The sequence below is a fragment of the Planococcus sp. ANT_H30 genome (genome assembly GCF_008369335.1).
In the GTDB taxonomy this organism is placed as follows: domain Bacteria; phylum Bacillota; class Bacilli; order Bacillales_A; family Planococcaceae; genus Planococcus; species Planococcus kocurii.
In genome coordinates, this window is the sequence record NZ_VOBJ01000001.1 from 652,207 (window position 1) to 667,497 (window position 15,291).

13 protein-coding genes and 2 pseudogenes are annotated in these 15,291 nt (G+C 42.7%); 4 read left to right on the forward strand and 11 right to left on the reverse strand.

All coding sequences use genetic code 11. The features are described from left to right. Positions 1 to 157 precede the first annotated feature (157 nt). Positions 158 to 355, forward strand: coding sequence for a hypothetical protein (locus FQ085_RS03145; protein ID WP_149455899.1), 198 nt, complete (start codon positions 158 to 160; stop codon positions 353 to 355). A 247-nt stretch (positions 356 to 602) separates the two neighbouring features. Here FQ085_RS03145 and darG read toward each other — a convergent pair whose 3' ends face one another. The 4 genes from darG to FQ085_RS03165 form a co-directional block, all read right to left on the reverse strand. Continuing rightward, the gene (gene darG, locus FQ085_RS03150; RefSeq protein ID WP_149455900.1) at positions 603 to 1,634 is read right to left on the reverse strand and encodes a type II toxin-antitoxin system antitoxin DNA ADP-ribosyl glycohydrolase DarG; all 1,032 of its coding nucleotides are present in this window, start codon (positions 1,632 to 1,634) and stop codon (positions 603 to 605) included. Positions 1,635 to 1,644: 10 nt separating this feature from the next. Then, positions 1,645 to 2,175, reverse strand: a complete 531-nt coding sequence (gene darT, locus FQ085_RS03155) for a type II toxin-antitoxin system toxin DNA ADP-ribosyl transferase DarT (protein WP_149455901.1) — start codon at positions 2,173 to 2,175, stop codon at positions 1,645 to 1,647. A 434-nt stretch (positions 2,176 to 2,609) separates the two neighbouring features. After that, positions 2,610 to 3,191 carry a competence protein ComK gene (locus tag FQ085_RS03160; RefSeq protein ID WP_149455902.1) on the reverse strand — a complete coding sequence of 194 codons (582 nt, stop codon included), beginning with the start codon at positions 3,189 to 3,191 and terminating at the stop codon, positions 2,610 to 2,612. A gap of 779 nt (positions 3,192 to 3,970) precedes the next feature. After that, complete coding sequence (locus tag FQ085_RS03165; RefSeq protein WP_188074700.1) at positions 3,971 to 4,453, reverse strand: ParB N-terminal domain-containing protein; 483 nt, start codon at positions 4,451 to 4,453, stop codon at positions 3,971 to 3,973. A 208-nt stretch (positions 4,454 to 4,661) separates the two neighbouring features. Between FQ085_RS03165 and FQ085_RS03170 the strand changes: the two genes are divergently transcribed. After that, entirely contained in the window at positions 4,662 to 5,126 is a 465-nt protein-coding gene (locus FQ085_RS03170) for a magnesium chelatase domain-containing protein (protein WP_188074701.1), read from the forward strand. Positions 5,127 to 5,265: 139 nt separating this feature from the next. Here the strand turns inward: FQ085_RS03170 and FQ085_RS03175 are convergent, their stop codons facing one another. Continuing rightward, positions 5,266 to 5,532, reverse strand: a complete 267-nt coding sequence (locus tag FQ085_RS03175) for an AlbA family DNA-binding domain-containing protein (protein ID WP_149455905.1) — start codon at positions 5,530 to 5,532, stop codon at positions 5,266 to 5,268. Positions 5,533 to 5,811: 279 nt separating this feature from the next. Between FQ085_RS03175 and FQ085_RS03180 the strand changes: the two genes are divergently transcribed. Next, positions 5,812 to 7,332 (forward strand): YifB family Mg chelatase-like AAA ATPase, encoded by a 1,521-nt coding sequence (locus FQ085_RS03180; protein WP_262499761.1) that lies wholly within the window; start codon positions 5,812 to 5,814, stop codon positions 7,330 to 7,332. Positions 7,333 to 7,335: 3 nt separating this feature from the next. Next, complete coding sequence (locus tag FQ085_RS03185) at positions 7,336 to 7,953, forward strand: transposase (RefSeq protein ID WP_149455907.1); 618 nt, start codon at positions 7,336 to 7,338, stop codon at positions 7,951 to 7,953. A 361-nt stretch (positions 7,954 to 8,314) separates the two neighbouring features. On the opposite strand, the gene FQ085_RS03190 is transcribed toward FQ085_RS03185, so the two are convergent. The 6 genes and pseudogenes from FQ085_RS03190 to FQ085_RS03215 form a co-directional block, all read right to left on the reverse strand. Further along, positions 8,315 to 9,031 (reverse strand): SEC-C metal-binding domain-containing protein, encoded by a 717-nt coding sequence (locus tag FQ085_RS03190; protein WP_149455908.1) that lies wholly within the window; start codon positions 9,029 to 9,031, stop codon positions 8,315 to 8,317. 479 nt (positions 9,032 to 9,510) lie between these two features. Next, on the reverse strand, positions 9,511 to 10,458 hold the full coding sequence (gene manA / locus FQ085_RS03195; protein ID WP_149455909.1) for a mannose-6-phosphate isomerase, class I: 948 nt from the start codon (positions 10,456 to 10,458) through the stop codon (positions 9,511 to 9,513). A 353-nt stretch (positions 10,459 to 10,811) separates the two neighbouring features. Next, positions 10,812 to 12,023: pseudogene (locus FQ085_RS03200) on the reverse strand (phospho-sugar mutase); the annotation flags it as partial. Positions 12,024 to 12,057: 34 nt separating this feature from the next. Further along, positions 12,058 to 12,831: an IS21-like element helper ATPase IstB gene (gene istB, locus FQ085_RS03205; RefSeq protein ID WP_149455911.1), complete on the reverse strand. Its 774-nt coding sequence runs from the start codon at positions 12,829 to 12,831 to the stop codon at positions 12,058 to 12,060. Beyond that, positions 12,828 to 14,360 (reverse strand): IS21 family transposase, encoded by a 1,533-nt coding sequence (gene istA, locus FQ085_RS03210; protein ID WP_149455912.1) that lies wholly within the window; start codon positions 14,358 to 14,360, stop codon positions 12,828 to 12,830. Before istA ends, istB begins: the two co-directional genes overlap by 4 nt. Positions 14,361 to 14,510: 150 nt before the next feature. Beyond that, positions 14,511 to 15,050, reverse strand: a pseudogene (locus FQ085_RS03215) (phospho-sugar mutase); the annotation flags it as partial. Positions 15,051 to 15,291: the final 241 nt, after the last annotated feature.

A 15,291-nucleotide genomic window follows, 5' to 3' on the forward strand; every position in this document is an offset into this window, starting at 1 on the left:
TCGCCCATCTTGGTAGAAGAAGTTTCCGCAAGTCAACAATTCCCTTTTACCCTCCTCCCTAGCCTTAGACATCTGGCAGTCCATGATTGCAATGGCACATAGCGCTGGTATGATGACAGGAGTAGCTTTTTTTACTTTAGCGAAAGGTGGTAAGAGCATGAACAAAATTTTGGCGTCGGCAATTTTAGGAATGGGCGTAACGGGTGCTGTCCTCATCCTATCGGTTGCTCAGTTATTCAACTCGCCATCCGACACTGTATGGAAGATCCTTACGGCCGGTTCAGCAATGGCTTTCGTTATCCTTGCGATTTCAGCGCTAACACTCAGGCGACGACTTGATAAAAAAACAAACTAAACATGCATGCTCGTCTCTAGTTAGGAACCGCATATTTGTCTATGTAATCCAACGACATATGAATACTTCCGGTGATCAGCGATTCTCCGAATGTCGTTAATAGGATTTCTAACTAAACAATGCCACCTTCGAAATCGATTGATTTCACTGAAGGTGGCATTTTCGTTATTCAACTTCTTTCCTTAAGATGCGATTTTCAAGCTTCGTCTATAAAATAGAAGGTCTTTTGGGCAAGGACTCCAGTTACTTAAGAAGCACGATTCAGCGATAAAAGATACCGCCATACCTTTTCAATGTGTTTCGCTGAAAATAGTTCTTTCTTGCGATTGCTCCAATTCTGAACTTGTTCCGTCACAAAAGATAAATCCATTGATCGTTCTGGATATTGTTTCACCACCCAATGGACCGTCGCTAATAATTCCATTCCATATGGTGTTTCGAATCCTTGAATGATCTCATTCACTTTTTTCAAGCGTTTGAGGGACTCTCTGTCTCTCCGAAGAAATGCAATTGCATGGTCTGCTGCATCTTCCAACAGATAGATTTCCGCTTCACTGCTCCGGTCCCCGTAGCCTCGAATAAAATGACCTTCAATTCGTTGAAGCACATGATTTAAACTGTCTGCATATGGACCATATTTATTTTTCTGAAATCGCAGTTTCATGGGTTCTCCGACTTCTTGCAAAAAATAAGCCAGTTTCTGAATCTCCAAATGAGAGAGCCGATACCCAGGTCCAGAATAACTATCCATCAGGGAAAGCAATAGAGCACGCCCTTTTGTCATCCGAGGCTCCGTTGTCCCGATTTTCATCTTGTCGGGCAAAGGCGAGCCAGCTGGTCCGTATAAATGAACTTCCACTGGAACATCTTTGAAGGCCTGCTCAATTTTAACGCGAACGCTATCCCACTCCAGTCCTCCGTTCCCGCAGCCAAGAGGCGGAATGGCAATTGTCTGAATCCTCAATTCGGTTATGGTCTTCACTAAATCCTGAAGTCCCAAATCAATGTAATTCATTTTTGAGGGATTTTTCCAATGCTCTTTTGTTGGGAAATTGATGACGTATTTAGGGTTTGTCAATCCTTCTACAGGAACAACGTGCATACTGCCGACTTTTACTTGCCCTAGCTTACTGTCTTTTGCATATTGCTTGAACACATCTGGAAATGCCTGTTTGAACTGCAGTGCAATTCCCTTTCCCATAACTCCGACGGTATTAACTGTATTCACATATGCTTCTGCCGAATCTTCCAGTAAATTTCCTGAAGACCGAATAATCATTTCACTCACCTCACTTATAATAGAAATGTCTGCGTATGCCCACTGGTTTATTGACTTGATGATTTTTTAAAAGTTCTTCTACTCGATCCTTCGCTAGTTGATTTATCACAGCAAAGCCTGTAAAGAGCTGAATTGGAACTTTTTTATGTACGAGAAATTCTGCTTGCCTCCGCCGCTTTCTATCGGGATCTTCCTCAGTGTCTTTCCAAAACGGATCTTCCATCAATGGCCAATCAATTTTGTTCAATTCTGTTAAGTCAGAATAAAATTCTGATATCACCATGATTGCATGGCCATCTGTAAACAGATAAGGCACTCCGCTTTGATCGATTGTTTCGGTATCTGTAACTAAGTACACCATCTCTTCCTGATTGGTTCCATTATGGAGCACCGAATACAGCATAGGTGAACGCGCAGCAAAATAAAATGGAACATATTCATGCAAGCTTCCATGGGGCGCCAGCGGAATAGAAGTAGTGGATCGTCTTTCTTGAATACGGGGATTGGCAATATCCTGATATAACGTATTGCGCAATGCCATTTCTGAATAAGCTAATCACTCTTGATTTTTTAAAATAGATGGCAAGTTCTTAATATGTGTCATATGAAAAAGCAATTTATTCGTTTCCATTTTACAGATCCAGACTCATCTTTTCTTTTTGCCTAACCGATTACCTTTTCAGTCATTTTATCATACTTCCATGAAGCTCTTCTTGATTCACTCTGCAGGTTCTCCCGCTGCTCATTCGTGATAAAACTTTCAATCGAGCAAAACAGTTTAGCAGTCTTTAAGCCACCACTTTATCATCCTCAATCCCCTCCTATTTAAGCACTCACCTACACACAAAAAAACCGTTCCGCTGAATTTCCGGATACGGCTTTTTTTGCATAAGGTTGTTAGCCAACACTCGCGTTATCTTTGACACAGGTCGCCATTTGCCTGAACGGCATCGCTAAAAAAGCTGTCCTGATCGCTTACTTTTCTTCCACTCCGACATAATTCAATCCTTTTTTGCTCTTCTTCAAATGATACCCAGCACCCGACTCCACAACTTGCGATTCAAACCGGATCATCTGCGCCTGCATTTTGTAGCGCAGTTCGTAGGCTCGCTGGATTCTCTTATTGAACGTGTGGAAGCTGACATCGAGACGAATGGTGCTGTTGTTGCTCAGTTCGACTAGGGTATGACTCGTTCCAGAACGCCTGTAACTCCTGACGTGCCGGAGCGACAGCCAAACACAGTCTTCCCGGAACGGCGACCTGCTGGGAAACAAAATAATGTCGCGTTCTTTGTCGAGGATCACTGGGTTCATGTACCTTTTATCCAGGAGGGTCCGGGCGCCATCCAATGCCCCTCTCATGCTAGAACCACGAAACCGTAAATTCATATCAATCAGGTCATAAGGACTCAAGCCCGCCTTCGTAATTTCGTCTTTCTTGCAAATCAATGCGTTCAAAAATCCATTTTCATCAAAGTCCGGCAAGATGACGATCGTCTCGGAACTGATGCCATACTCCTGTTTCATTTCACTGTTTTTAATTGTTTTCTGTCTCACTCGTAGTCCCCCTTTTAATTTAACCCTTAAAATTTAAAGTTATTTGGAGTATACTAACAAGTAGTTGGTATACTCCAGCTATTCTCCCTCGGGTGACCGTTGTCCAAACTGTCACACCCGGGGGTTTTCTATTGCCGTCATTTGCTTACTCACATCTTCCTCACCTCCTTCGAGTTGCAGCCAAGTATGGCTGTCCTATTGTGGTCCTGCTGGATAAACTACAGACGCTGAGTGACTTGACACTGTTTTTCTCTTGCCGTTATTCTTCTATTGGCTAATAGACGAGGGGCTGTTCTTTCGTAACAACTCCGTTCATCATTCCGCGCGGATAATTTCTCTTCCCCAACTGATTATAGGTAGATCCGTTGATTGTCGCTGCTACTCCATTGCTACCTACATGTCTTTACTCCTGTTTTTCATTTACTTTATTATACATTTATGCCTATTTAAAAGTCTAACTGTTTTAAATATTATTTTAATAATTTTTTGGTGCTATTTTACTATTTCCTATTTCTACTCAGTTTTCCACTTAATCGTTACAGATTTTCTTTAGATCGAATAAAACAAGATGCTTTTCCGCTCAACAATCGCCATCCTCTTTCGTTGATCAAAAAGAGAATGCCCTTCCGACAAAAACCGGAAGGGCATTCTCTTTTATTTCGTGTCTACTTTATTTCATGCTCTGAACGAACCACACCATGGAGCATTGTATAGAACTCTTCCTTTCCTAGGACACCATCTCTTACAATCAGGCTGCATTCCATCCGCATTCCACCCACTCACACCCGAACTTCTCCGACAACTCCCCAGCGGCCTTTGTCTTTTTTAAAATCTTTCAGCTTGCCGTTCCAATACTCCACGTAGCGCTTGTCCATATCCGTGGAGGTAAAAAACTGGCGGTGTTGTTCTTGCGTTAAGTAATAGGCGGGCAGTTCCTTTATTCCCGTACGTCTCGCTTTTGCGACGCGGTGGTTGCCGTCGATCAGCCGGAAAAATTCCGGACGCATGCGGACCATGATGATTGGTCGGGTCAGATCTGCTTTCGGCAAAAACTCTTCGTCCAGATTCGACGAATCCGCTCCCGGCCCCGGTGGACCAATCTGTACAACAGACCGTTCAACTTGATCCAGATTTGCTTGAATCCATTCAGTGGCACGCGTGACATGCCAATTGAACGGAAAGCCACCGAGCATTTCGTCCCCTTCAACTGCTATGTAAGGAATAAAGTCCGGATTCTCTGTTAGTTTCTTCATGCAACGCACCTCATTTTCTTCTATGTTCATTTCAGAATAGCATATTTTCTGGATAAAGGAATGGATTGTTGTGGAGTTTCTTTCTAAATTCCAGATTATTTAGACACCTCACTCCCCTTCCCTTATACTGAAACGGTATGCAACTATTCCAAAGAAAAGAGGGATTCTCATAAGTAACTATATCTACAGTGTCGGCATGAGCGGCCTCTCCGACCAGGTGATTCGTGTTGAGGCAACGGTTCGGGAAGATAAGGAACAATGTGTCATCATCGGCTTGCCCGATGTGTCGATCAAGGAGTCGCGGGAGCGGATTCTGAATTGCTTGCACGCACTGAAAGAAGACATCGACATGAAGAAAATCACCATTCACTTATCCCCTGCCGATGTCAAAAAGCAAGGTACTTCATATGACGCAGCGATGCTTTTGGCGGTGTTGCAAGCGATGACGAAAAAGCCGTTGGACATCCCTGAGAAGACTTGCTTTATCGCCGCATTGACGTTGAATGGTGAACTGACGACGTTTCACAGTATGATCCCAACGATCCACCAAGCCCTATCGATCCTGAAAATCCAACTTGGTCATCCCTTTATAGCGAGCGGCTTTAATGGAGTGTTCGCACTGCTCCAACAACAGCTGCCCCAAGTTTGTATAATAATTATTAGAATTAATGATTCCCAGTGATCTTTGCTGTATTGCGCAAAAGACCAGCCCTTCAGCTTTAAACAATTGAGTCGTTTCATGAAAAGTTAAGGATTGATTGAGGCATCGCATGTTCTCCTATTGAGTACCATCTGACTCTATGATCATTTGACGAATCGCTTCATCTGATGCCGCACTGGCTGCCGTGCCGAACAAAAACACTGGAAGGCTTCATCCCTTTACTTGCAAGATGATAAGGTCTTCTCGACCCGTGTGTAATTTCAATTTTCACTACTTCCTTGCCATCAATGATCAAGATTTCAGCGGAGCTATACACCAAAATATCCGGCTTTATGCTGTCCCTCAAGATATTGCTGACGGTTTCCACGTCTTTTTGGGCGTTTGTCAAGCCAACCACTGTACCGTCATCTTCAATTCCGATTAGTATTTCTCCTCCATTTTAAATCGACTATTAAGTAAATCGATTATAATCGATTAATCAATTAAAGAGGTTTTCTTCTTCCTGTACATTTATGTAGGATGTTAATGCTGTTTCATATTGTCTAAAAGTTGATGGGATTGTCTGTCCAGGAATTGATGGATATACGGAAGCACCATCTGTACTCATTTAAGTTAAAGAAATATTTCGACAATATTAGACACATCCCCTACAATGAAAAGGAACAACCAAATTAAATAGAAAAGAGGGATTTTTATATCAAACTATATCTACAGTGTCGGCATGAGCGGGCTCTCCGGCCAAGTGATTCGTGTTGAGGCGACGGTTCGGGAAGACAAAGAACAATGCATCATCATCGGCTTGCCGGATGTGTCGATCAAGGAGTCGCGGGAGCGGATTCTGAATTGCCTTCACGCGCTGAAAGAAGACATCGATATGAAGAAAATCACCATCCACCTGTCGCCTGCGGATGTCAAAAAGCAAGGCACTTCTTATGACGCAGCGATGCTGCTCGCGGTGTTGCAGGCGATGGCGAAAAAACCGTTGGAGATACCGGACAAGACCTGCTTTATTGCTGCGCTGACCTTGAACGGTGAACTGACGACGTTCCACAGCATGATTCCCACCATCCACCAGGCGATCTTGCTGGGCTTTAAACGCATCTATATTCCACCAATTGAAATTTCCCTTTTTGCGCAAGCTGCGGATGTCGAATTGATCCGTATGCCGGATATGCCCTCTCTGCTTTCCCACTTAGCCGGAAAGACTTCCCTTTTTGACGACGACCTTACCCTTTTGCAACCCGAAATTCTCTACGAAGACACCGAAAAGATCCCGCATGTGTGTTTCTCGGCCATTCGCGGCCACGAAGAAGCGAAACGCGCATTGCTGCTTGCTGCAGCTGGTGGTCACCACGTGCTGATGAGCGGTCCGCCGGGCTGCGGCAAAAGTCTGCTGGCGAATGCCTTCCACACGATTCTGCCCGATTTGGCGCATGACGAAATCCTGGAAGTCTACAGTATCTACCAGATGGTCAAGCAGGCGCGATCCCTGTCCGAACGTCCACCGTTTCGCAGTCCGCACCATTCTTCTTCGGAAGGTGCCATTATCGGCGGCGGGCGCTATCCAAAGCCGGGCGAAATATCACTGGCGCATCGCGGCGTCTTGTTCCTGGATGAGCTGGGCCATTTTCCGCGGCGTGTTATTGATACGTTGCGTCAGCCGCTGGAATCGGGCTTCGCTGTGGTCAACCGCGTCGAAGGCTCCGACCAGTTTCCGGCAACCATCAACTTGATTGCCGCGACAAATCCATGTCCGTGCGGTTATTACGGCTCTCACGAAAAGTATTGCACCTGCGGGGACAAAGTACGGTTGAAGTACATGCAGAAAATCACCGGCCCCATCATCGATCGGGTGGATTTTGTGCTGGAGATGAAAAACCAAGGCGTGTTGGCGCAGTCAACCGCTACTACGTCCGAAGAACTGAGGGAGCTGACAGCGGCTGCACGCGACCGGCAGCGAATCCGCTACGGGGCCAATTACACGAATGCCATTGTGCCGATTAAGCTGTTTGAGGAAAAGACCCATTTCACCTCTGCCCAACTGGCAAAAATCGAAACGGTCAGTTTCCAGGAAAAGCTGAGCAGCCGCTCCACGATAAAAATTTTGCGGCTGGCGCGGACGATTTCGGATGTCGCAGGCGATGATCAGGTCACAGACACAGCGGTCGATGAAGCGCTGCAATGGAAAATCAGTGCTTCGCGTACCCACAGTTCGCTGATGAGGTGAGCCATGACACGAAAACGTGCTTTCAACCAAAATGCCTATTACCACGTCATCATGCGCGGCAATAACCGCCAGCCGATTTTTAAAACGAAGGAAGACATGTTCGAACTGAAACGTGCTTTTCAGCACATTTATGTCGACTACCCATTTAAGATTCTCGCTTACTGTTTTATGACCAACCATTATCACATCCTGATCAAAGCCGAACATGATCCGCTCCACAAAATCATGGGGCTGATCAATCGGCGCTACAGCATGTCCTACGCCAAACGGTACAGCCACGTTGGACGGATCTACCAGAAGCGTTATTTCGCCAAGGAAGTCGATTCGCGCCTGGGCCTCCTCACCGTCAGCAGCTATATCCATCGCAACCCGATCGAGACGAAGCAGCCGATGGTGGAGCGGCTGGAGCTGTATCCGTACAGTTCATTTCCCCTCTACTGGGACGATACGCTACCGGCTCCCGCTTTTTTAGACCGGGAGTTGCTGCGGGGCTTGCTGCCGGTACCGTTTGAGAAGAACAACACGGCGTATTGCATGTACTGCCTGACCTATGCGCAGAACGCGGAGGAAGATCCGCATGTGGAGGACATGGAGCCGCCAGCGATGGAGCGGGAAGTTTAGAAAATAGCGATTGTCCTGTATTTCCCATTCTCCCAGACGTTCCCAAATGGTCCCTGTGTATGGTGCACTTATGACTATTTATCACTCCCATTAAATATACGAATGCCATCTTCGAAATCGGTCGATTTCATTGAAGATGGCGTTTTGTTTATTCAACTTCTTTGTATAGACTGAATTGTTTCGCTCACAGGGGCGCGATTTCTCAAGGAATGGACTGGTACTGCGATGGCAGAGATGGTACTAAAATCTGTCCGGAGTGGTATTATTTTTTGTCCGAAACGATACTCTGTTATGTCTTTATACATTTTCCTAAGACGTGATTCGTTCATTAAATTATTTTTCTTAATAGAGCGCGTTTTTACTAAGCCACTTTCCCGCAGCATTTCTTATATTTCTTTCCGCTGCCACAAAAGCACGAATCGTTCCGGCCAATTTTTTCGGACAACGGAAGCAAGCTCTTTTTTTCTTCTTGAAATAACTCGTGCGGAGTATACCCCCGATTAATTTGAAGGCGCGTATGGTTATGCATATCCATCACTAGCTCCGCCACTTTCTTCAATTGCCCACTTTCTTCAAGCTTCAGCCCCATGCGATCAAATTCCCTAATAATCCGCTCAAGTGAAAAGGGGTCCTCCGCCATCATCTGCAGATCTTCCACAGTACCTTCTACTTTGTCGCTGGCTGCTTCCGGAAAAAGCGTTGCAATGTATTGCTGGAGAATGAAAAATTCTGTTGGCTTTTCAAAATAATCAGGGTCGCTCCATTTTAGCAGTTCGTCCCGCTCCGGCACATAATAGGGCTTTCCTTGTTGCGCGAGCCAGTGTTCATCAAACGCTTCGAATTCCATGATCCATTCTCCAACAAAAAATCCTCCACCGTATTCATAGACGAACCGGTTCTGAAGCGCCGCTTTGGCTAGTCCCCCTGCAAATGGATCTTGAATCCACCCCTTGATTTCCTCAGCTGCTATGCTCTCTTTGTTTTGGCTTGAAATCACCTTCGCCACTTGCTCAAAAGGTACAATGCCATATAAATTAACCATCGCTGAGATATAATCCACCCAGGTTTTACTATCCATGTTCCCACTCCGTTCCTGTCGGTTCTGTTTTATTTTAGTGTACAGGTTCGAAGCATCGTTTCCAACCCAGGGTGACACACCAGATTTGGTTTTTATTTATAAGAGGGAACGTTTTCTTTTTTCCAGCAGTTCCCAAATGTTCCCTGTGCACGGTTCAATTATGACTATTTATCAACCTCAATAAATATACGAATGCCATCTTCGAAATCGGTTGATTTCATTGAAGATGGCGTTTTCGTTATTCAACTTCTTTGTATAGACGGAATTGTTTCGCTCACAGGGGCGCGATTTTACTTATATTTACGATTGTCCTCTCGCTCTTTCCAAGTAGCGAGAAAAGACTTTTGTATGTGCGCATTGTCACTTTTTATTTTCTGGTAGGCCAATATCTTTACTACATTCATCGTTCTTACTGCAGTCCACAAAAAGTTACTATGTGCAAAAAAGTAACTTTTAAACTCTTTATCTTTAAAATAGTACTATGGATGCGAAACAATCATTTCAACTTCACCATTCACTTCAAAATAGCCTAAACCATTTGGCAATATAAAATGCGCACCTTTTTCGATCGTAAACGTTGCCTCGGTCGTTACAATTTTACCACTTCCCTTTAATACACTACCTATTAAAAACGGCTTGTTCTGATTAAAAGTAGTCGCTTTACTAATCTCCCATTTATATACGGAAAAATTCTCTTCATGTATGTACAGAGTAATTTTTGCTCCAGGAAGGATTGTCGTTACAGGTGTAATAGTGTAATCTTCATGTGGAATAGTAGTGACATCTATCGATTTCTCAAGATGCAGTTCCCGTTTTTCACCGTTTTCTCCAATACGATCGTAATCATATACTCGGTATGTAGTATCGGAACTTTGCTGGGTTTCCAGAATGAGGATTCCGGAACCAATAGCATGGATCGTCCCGCTTGGTACATAAAAGAAATCACCCGGCTTCACTTTTATCCGCTGCAATAAATTATTCCATTGACCACGTTGAATAATTTCGTTGAATTCTTCTTTTGTCTGAGCTTTATGACCAAGAATAAGTTCCGATCCTTCTTCACAATCAATGATATACCAACACTCCGTTTTACCAAGTTCGCCATTTTCATATACTCCAGCATATTCATCATCAGGATGGACCTGTACTGATAAATCAGTATTGGCATCAAGAATTTTAGTAAGCAATGGAAAAACTGCTCCACCAATATTTCCGAAGAGTTCAGGATTCTTCTCCCATAGTTCATTTAACGACTTGCCTTTATAATAGCCATTATTGACAATACTCATACCGTTTGGATGAGCTGATACTGCCCAACATTCACCTGTTCTATCTGATTCTATTGCATAATCAAATTCAGTACGTAATTTTGTTCCTCCCCATATTCTTTCTTGGAATATCGGAATTAAAAAGATAGGTTGCTTCAATTCACACACTTCCTTATTTACTTGTTATAGACTATTATATTATTTTTCTAATTAATTCTTAATACTAATTAAAAATCTTCTATACTTTTAACTGTTGCGTATCCTAAATGATTTCAAATTGAAATTGAGAAGTGGTTTTTTACTTACCTTTTCTTTAACAGCATCTTAATCTATAAAAAAGACAGTTTCATAGATCACATCAATAAAGGTTTTTCGCATTGTGTATGCCCCATGGCTATCGCCAACAATAAAACTAGTGCAACCGATATTCTCAGCCAAAGACGTTTTAACTTCTTCTCTTTTTTATACACTTTCCACTTCCAATATTTATGACCACTATTCAACTGATCGGCTTAGAATTCAAGAACTTTTCTTTCTACTCGTTCCATTACTGCTTTTTTCAGTTCTTTTAACTTTTCTTGGCCAGCTATTAAATTTTCTGCTTTTACTCCAAAATAGAACTTAATCTTCGGTTCAGTGCCTGATGGTCTTAAACAAAACCATGAACCATCTTCAAGTTTATATTTTAAGACGTTAGATTTTGGTAAATCCATCGATTCAATTACTCCATCTTCTGCCGCACTTCTAGTACCAGCTTTATAATCTTCTATACAGATTATTCGATTTCCTGCCAAATTTTCAGGAGGATTTCCACGGAAATTTGACATTATGGATTGGATTTGTTGGACGCCATCTTTTCCTTTTAAGGTTATTGATTCTAAAGCTTCTTGGTAATACCCATATTGTTCGTAAACGCTCAATAAACCTTCATATAAAGTCATACCCAATATTTTATAATAAGCTGCTACTTCAACAATCAATAAACAAGCTTGTACAGCATCCTTATCACGGACAAAATCACCGATTAAATAACCGTAACTTTCTTCATATCCAAAGAGAAAACTTTTCTCTTTCGTTTCTTCAAATTCCTTTATTTTTTCACCGATGAATTTGAATCCCGTTAATGTATCAATTGTTTCCAGTCCATGAGCAGCAGCAATATCCCGTCCAATTTCAGAAGTAACTATAGTTTTTAATACTGTGGCATTGACAGGAAGTGCGTTCTTCTTCTTCTTTTCAGTTATTAGATAATGAAGCAGTATTGCTCCAATCTGGTTTCCGGTTAAAACTTCAAAGTTTTTTTGTAAGTTTCGAACAGCGACACCTACCCGGTCTGTATCTGGATCTGTTCCCAGTAAAATATCCGCTTCATATCGTTCGCCATACTGAATGGCCAATTCAAATGCGTCATGTTCTTCAGGATTCGGCGAAGTAACTGTTGAGAAATTAGAATCAGGCATTTCCTGCTCTTTTACTACTTGAACTTGTTTAAATCCTATTGCATCTAATGCTTTTCTTACAGGTATATTACCCGTACCGTGTAAAGGGGTATAGATGATTCTAAAATCATCGCCGATTTGAGAAATCATTTCTTGATTTACAGGTATAGATTGAAGCTGATTTATATACGCCTGATCCACTTCTTTTTCAATTAATTTCAGTAATCCCGTTGCCTTCAGCTCTTCTTCATCTCCAACAACAACAGTCAATTCATTTTCCACTTGTAACCGTCAAGTAGAAACAAACAGTTTTTCACAATTAAGATTCAACACCTTGATTGCTAAATAATGTTTTTCTGTATCTCATTCGGATGCTGTCTTGCTTTTCGTCAAATGTAAGAATCTCACTTCGATGAAGCAGGCGGTCTAAGATGGCGGTTGTTAAGGTCTGATCGCCTAAGAATTTCCCCCATTCGCCTGGACCTTTATTTGAAGTTAAAATGAAGGCCGCTTTGTCGTACAGTTCGTAAATGAATTGGAAAAACAGATGAGCCTCTTGAGGCTCATAAGCCATGTACATGACGTCGTCAATGATGATTAGATCAGAAGCGGCAATCCGTTTATATCTGGTCTTTGACTTGCTCGTATATTCTTTTGATTTCAATACATAGATGAGACGTTCCATCGATATAAACGACACCTGATACCCACGCTCGATGGCGTGGATACCTAATGCAGTTGATAAATGAGTCTTGCCGGCGCCTGTCGGCCCCATCATGATTAACGTGAAACAGTCATCAATCCATGCCAGTTCCTTTAGCACATTTAGCTGCTTTTCACCGATGGCTGTCTGTTCCTCCAAGCGAAACTGCTCAAATGTCAGTAATTCAGGGAACTCTGCCCATTTCATGAGCTTTTCACTGGTTTTTCGTTCTCGGCAACGCGTTTCATAGCTAAGCACTTCATGGATAAATTCGTGATACGTCCATCCCTTCGCCTCAGCTTCGCGAAGAAAATTCGGTAATTCTTTGGCCGTTTCTGCCAACCGCAAGGTTCGGCATTTGTCTTGTAATCCTTCATAGGGATGGCTCATCGATTTTCACCTCCTTGAAGGACAGAGAGGTAAATATCCGTTGTCCGTTCGGGTGCCACGAAGTCTTTGTACTTCTCGTTGATTGTGCCAACTTCCTTTGGTTTCTTTTGGCTTTCTATCTCTAACGAGATAGCGATGTCTCGCAATTCATTGGCACTCGTCATCTCGAGTCGTTTAAACGTAACCAGCGCCTCTTCGACATAGTCCGGATAGTTTCTGATTACGGATTGCACGACTTCCAGTTGGTCGATCAAATGGCGCGGATATCGTTCGGTCAATCGCTTAATGAACCATGCACTCAATTCCGTATCGCCCAATTGGTCTTGAATTTGTTGGATTAATAAATCTCGTTTGGTCTGATTCCTTTCGCGATGGGCAGGGTCTGAAATGACTGCACCTTTTCCTTTCGCTAATTTGTGTTTCGCTAAAACTTCCCCGTGTTCCTGAAGGCGTATGTACAGATAGTTGTTATCCGTCTGAACATAAGCGATGTTTGGCGCGCCTTTACGATAAGTGCCACGAGGCACACTGTAACGGTTTGAGCCGAAACGAATGACGTTGTCATGCTGAATATCTCTTGTTATACTCGAGGTGAATACTTTTTCAAAAATGTAAGTACCAGAGACCTTTTGTAGGTGTTGCTTTTCCAGGGCGTGCACCTCAAAGGGTCTTTTTTTGATATTATGATGGACTTTGTAATTGCCGGTCCGTTTCAGCCACTTCATACAGGTATCCTGCCAATCGATTAAATTATCAAAAGTGCGATTTTTAACGAAATTGTTTTTTACATATTTGACGACTTGTTCGACTTTTCCTTTGGATTGCGGATCCGATTTCCGACAAAGGTAGACTTTGAACTTCCGCGTCTGCTGGTACTTGGTAAATTCGGCCGTCATAATCAAATCTCCCGAATTCTCACTGACGATTAATAAACGGTCTTGGTCGTAGACAATTTCTCGTGACATGCCTCCAAAATGGCTAAAGGCATTCTCATGCATGTGTATCAGATCGCTTGCCCGAAAGGGCCGGTCCAGGAACTCCACATACTTAAACCTCGAATGTGCCAGCACGAATCCGATGAAGTACAAACGCTTCATCGTACCATCAGTTGTCAGCACATTCTTCTGCCCAAAATCCACTTGAATCTGTTGCCCCATAGGTAGCTCCGGCACCGCACTGAATGTTCGTTCTGCTGCTTGTTTGGGAATGTGGTAAATCTCACGCAACTCATTCACGTAATTCCTGACGGTATTTTCAGCGATTGTATTCACACCCAGTCGCTCTTCCAACCAATCAAAAATTTGTGCTCCCGTCAGATCGGGATGTTCCTTTAACCAGCTGACAATCTCCTCGTGATAAGGATCCAATTTCTTGCTCCGGTTTTGCAGCGATAGAACGAATTCACAAAAACCCTCGGGCGTCATATTTCCGTAGTCAATCACCCGATTTCTGGATATCTTCAGTTTCTTGGCGATTGCGCTATTTGAAAATCCCACATCGCGCAGTTGATGAATTTCATTGTAAATCATAAATTTTTCCACTCCTCATTCCTCACTTTCAATAGACTCTCTCAAGTATATTAAAAGCGCATCGGTATTGGTCAACTGTTGTGTCTTAATTGGTGAAATCTGTTTACCGTTATTTGTGGAAAACTGTTTAGTCTAGTTTAGCGGTTACACCACTTCATTTACTTTAGCGATAATCTTTTTAGCAGCATTCAGTGTTATTTGTGCTCCATCTTCGCCATAGACTTTCAAACCATTATATTCTGCTGGATTATGACTGGCGGTTATGACAATTCCACTAAAAGCATTCAAATGCCGCAGGGCAAATGATAATTCCGGTGTTGAACGCAACGATTTAAAAAGGTAGGTTTGTATTCCATGTTTTCCAAGAGTCAATGCCACTTCAAGGGCAAACTCCGGGGATTTGAAACGGGAATCATACGCAATGACAACTCCACATTTTTTAGCCTGCTCTCCGTTTTGTTCTATGTAGTGGGCCAAGCCTTCTGCGGCTTTTCTTATCGTATAGATATTAATTCGATTGGTTCCTGGACCGATTTCTCCTCGGATTCCACCTGTACCGAATTCAAGGTTTTTGTAAAAGCTGTCTTCCATTTGCTTAGTATGGTGTTCCAGCGATTCTAAGTTTCTTTTTAATTCACCATCTAAACTTTCATGGTTCTTCCATCTTTTATAATTTGATCGCCAATCCAAAAAAATCACTCCATAAATATAAATTTGAATCTATATTATAGATTTAAGTAAATCAAATGCAACTCGCTTAGTATCATTATTTTGTTGGCTATCAGTTTATGACTTTAATTTCTCTAGCAGAGCTGTATCAACTTTCAAATCCTGCACGTCTCTCCAGCTGAATAATGTTGCTTCATTAATTGCATTTAGATATTTAATAGTAATTCTGTCTTCATTTATGTTATTTCTATACAAGAATCAT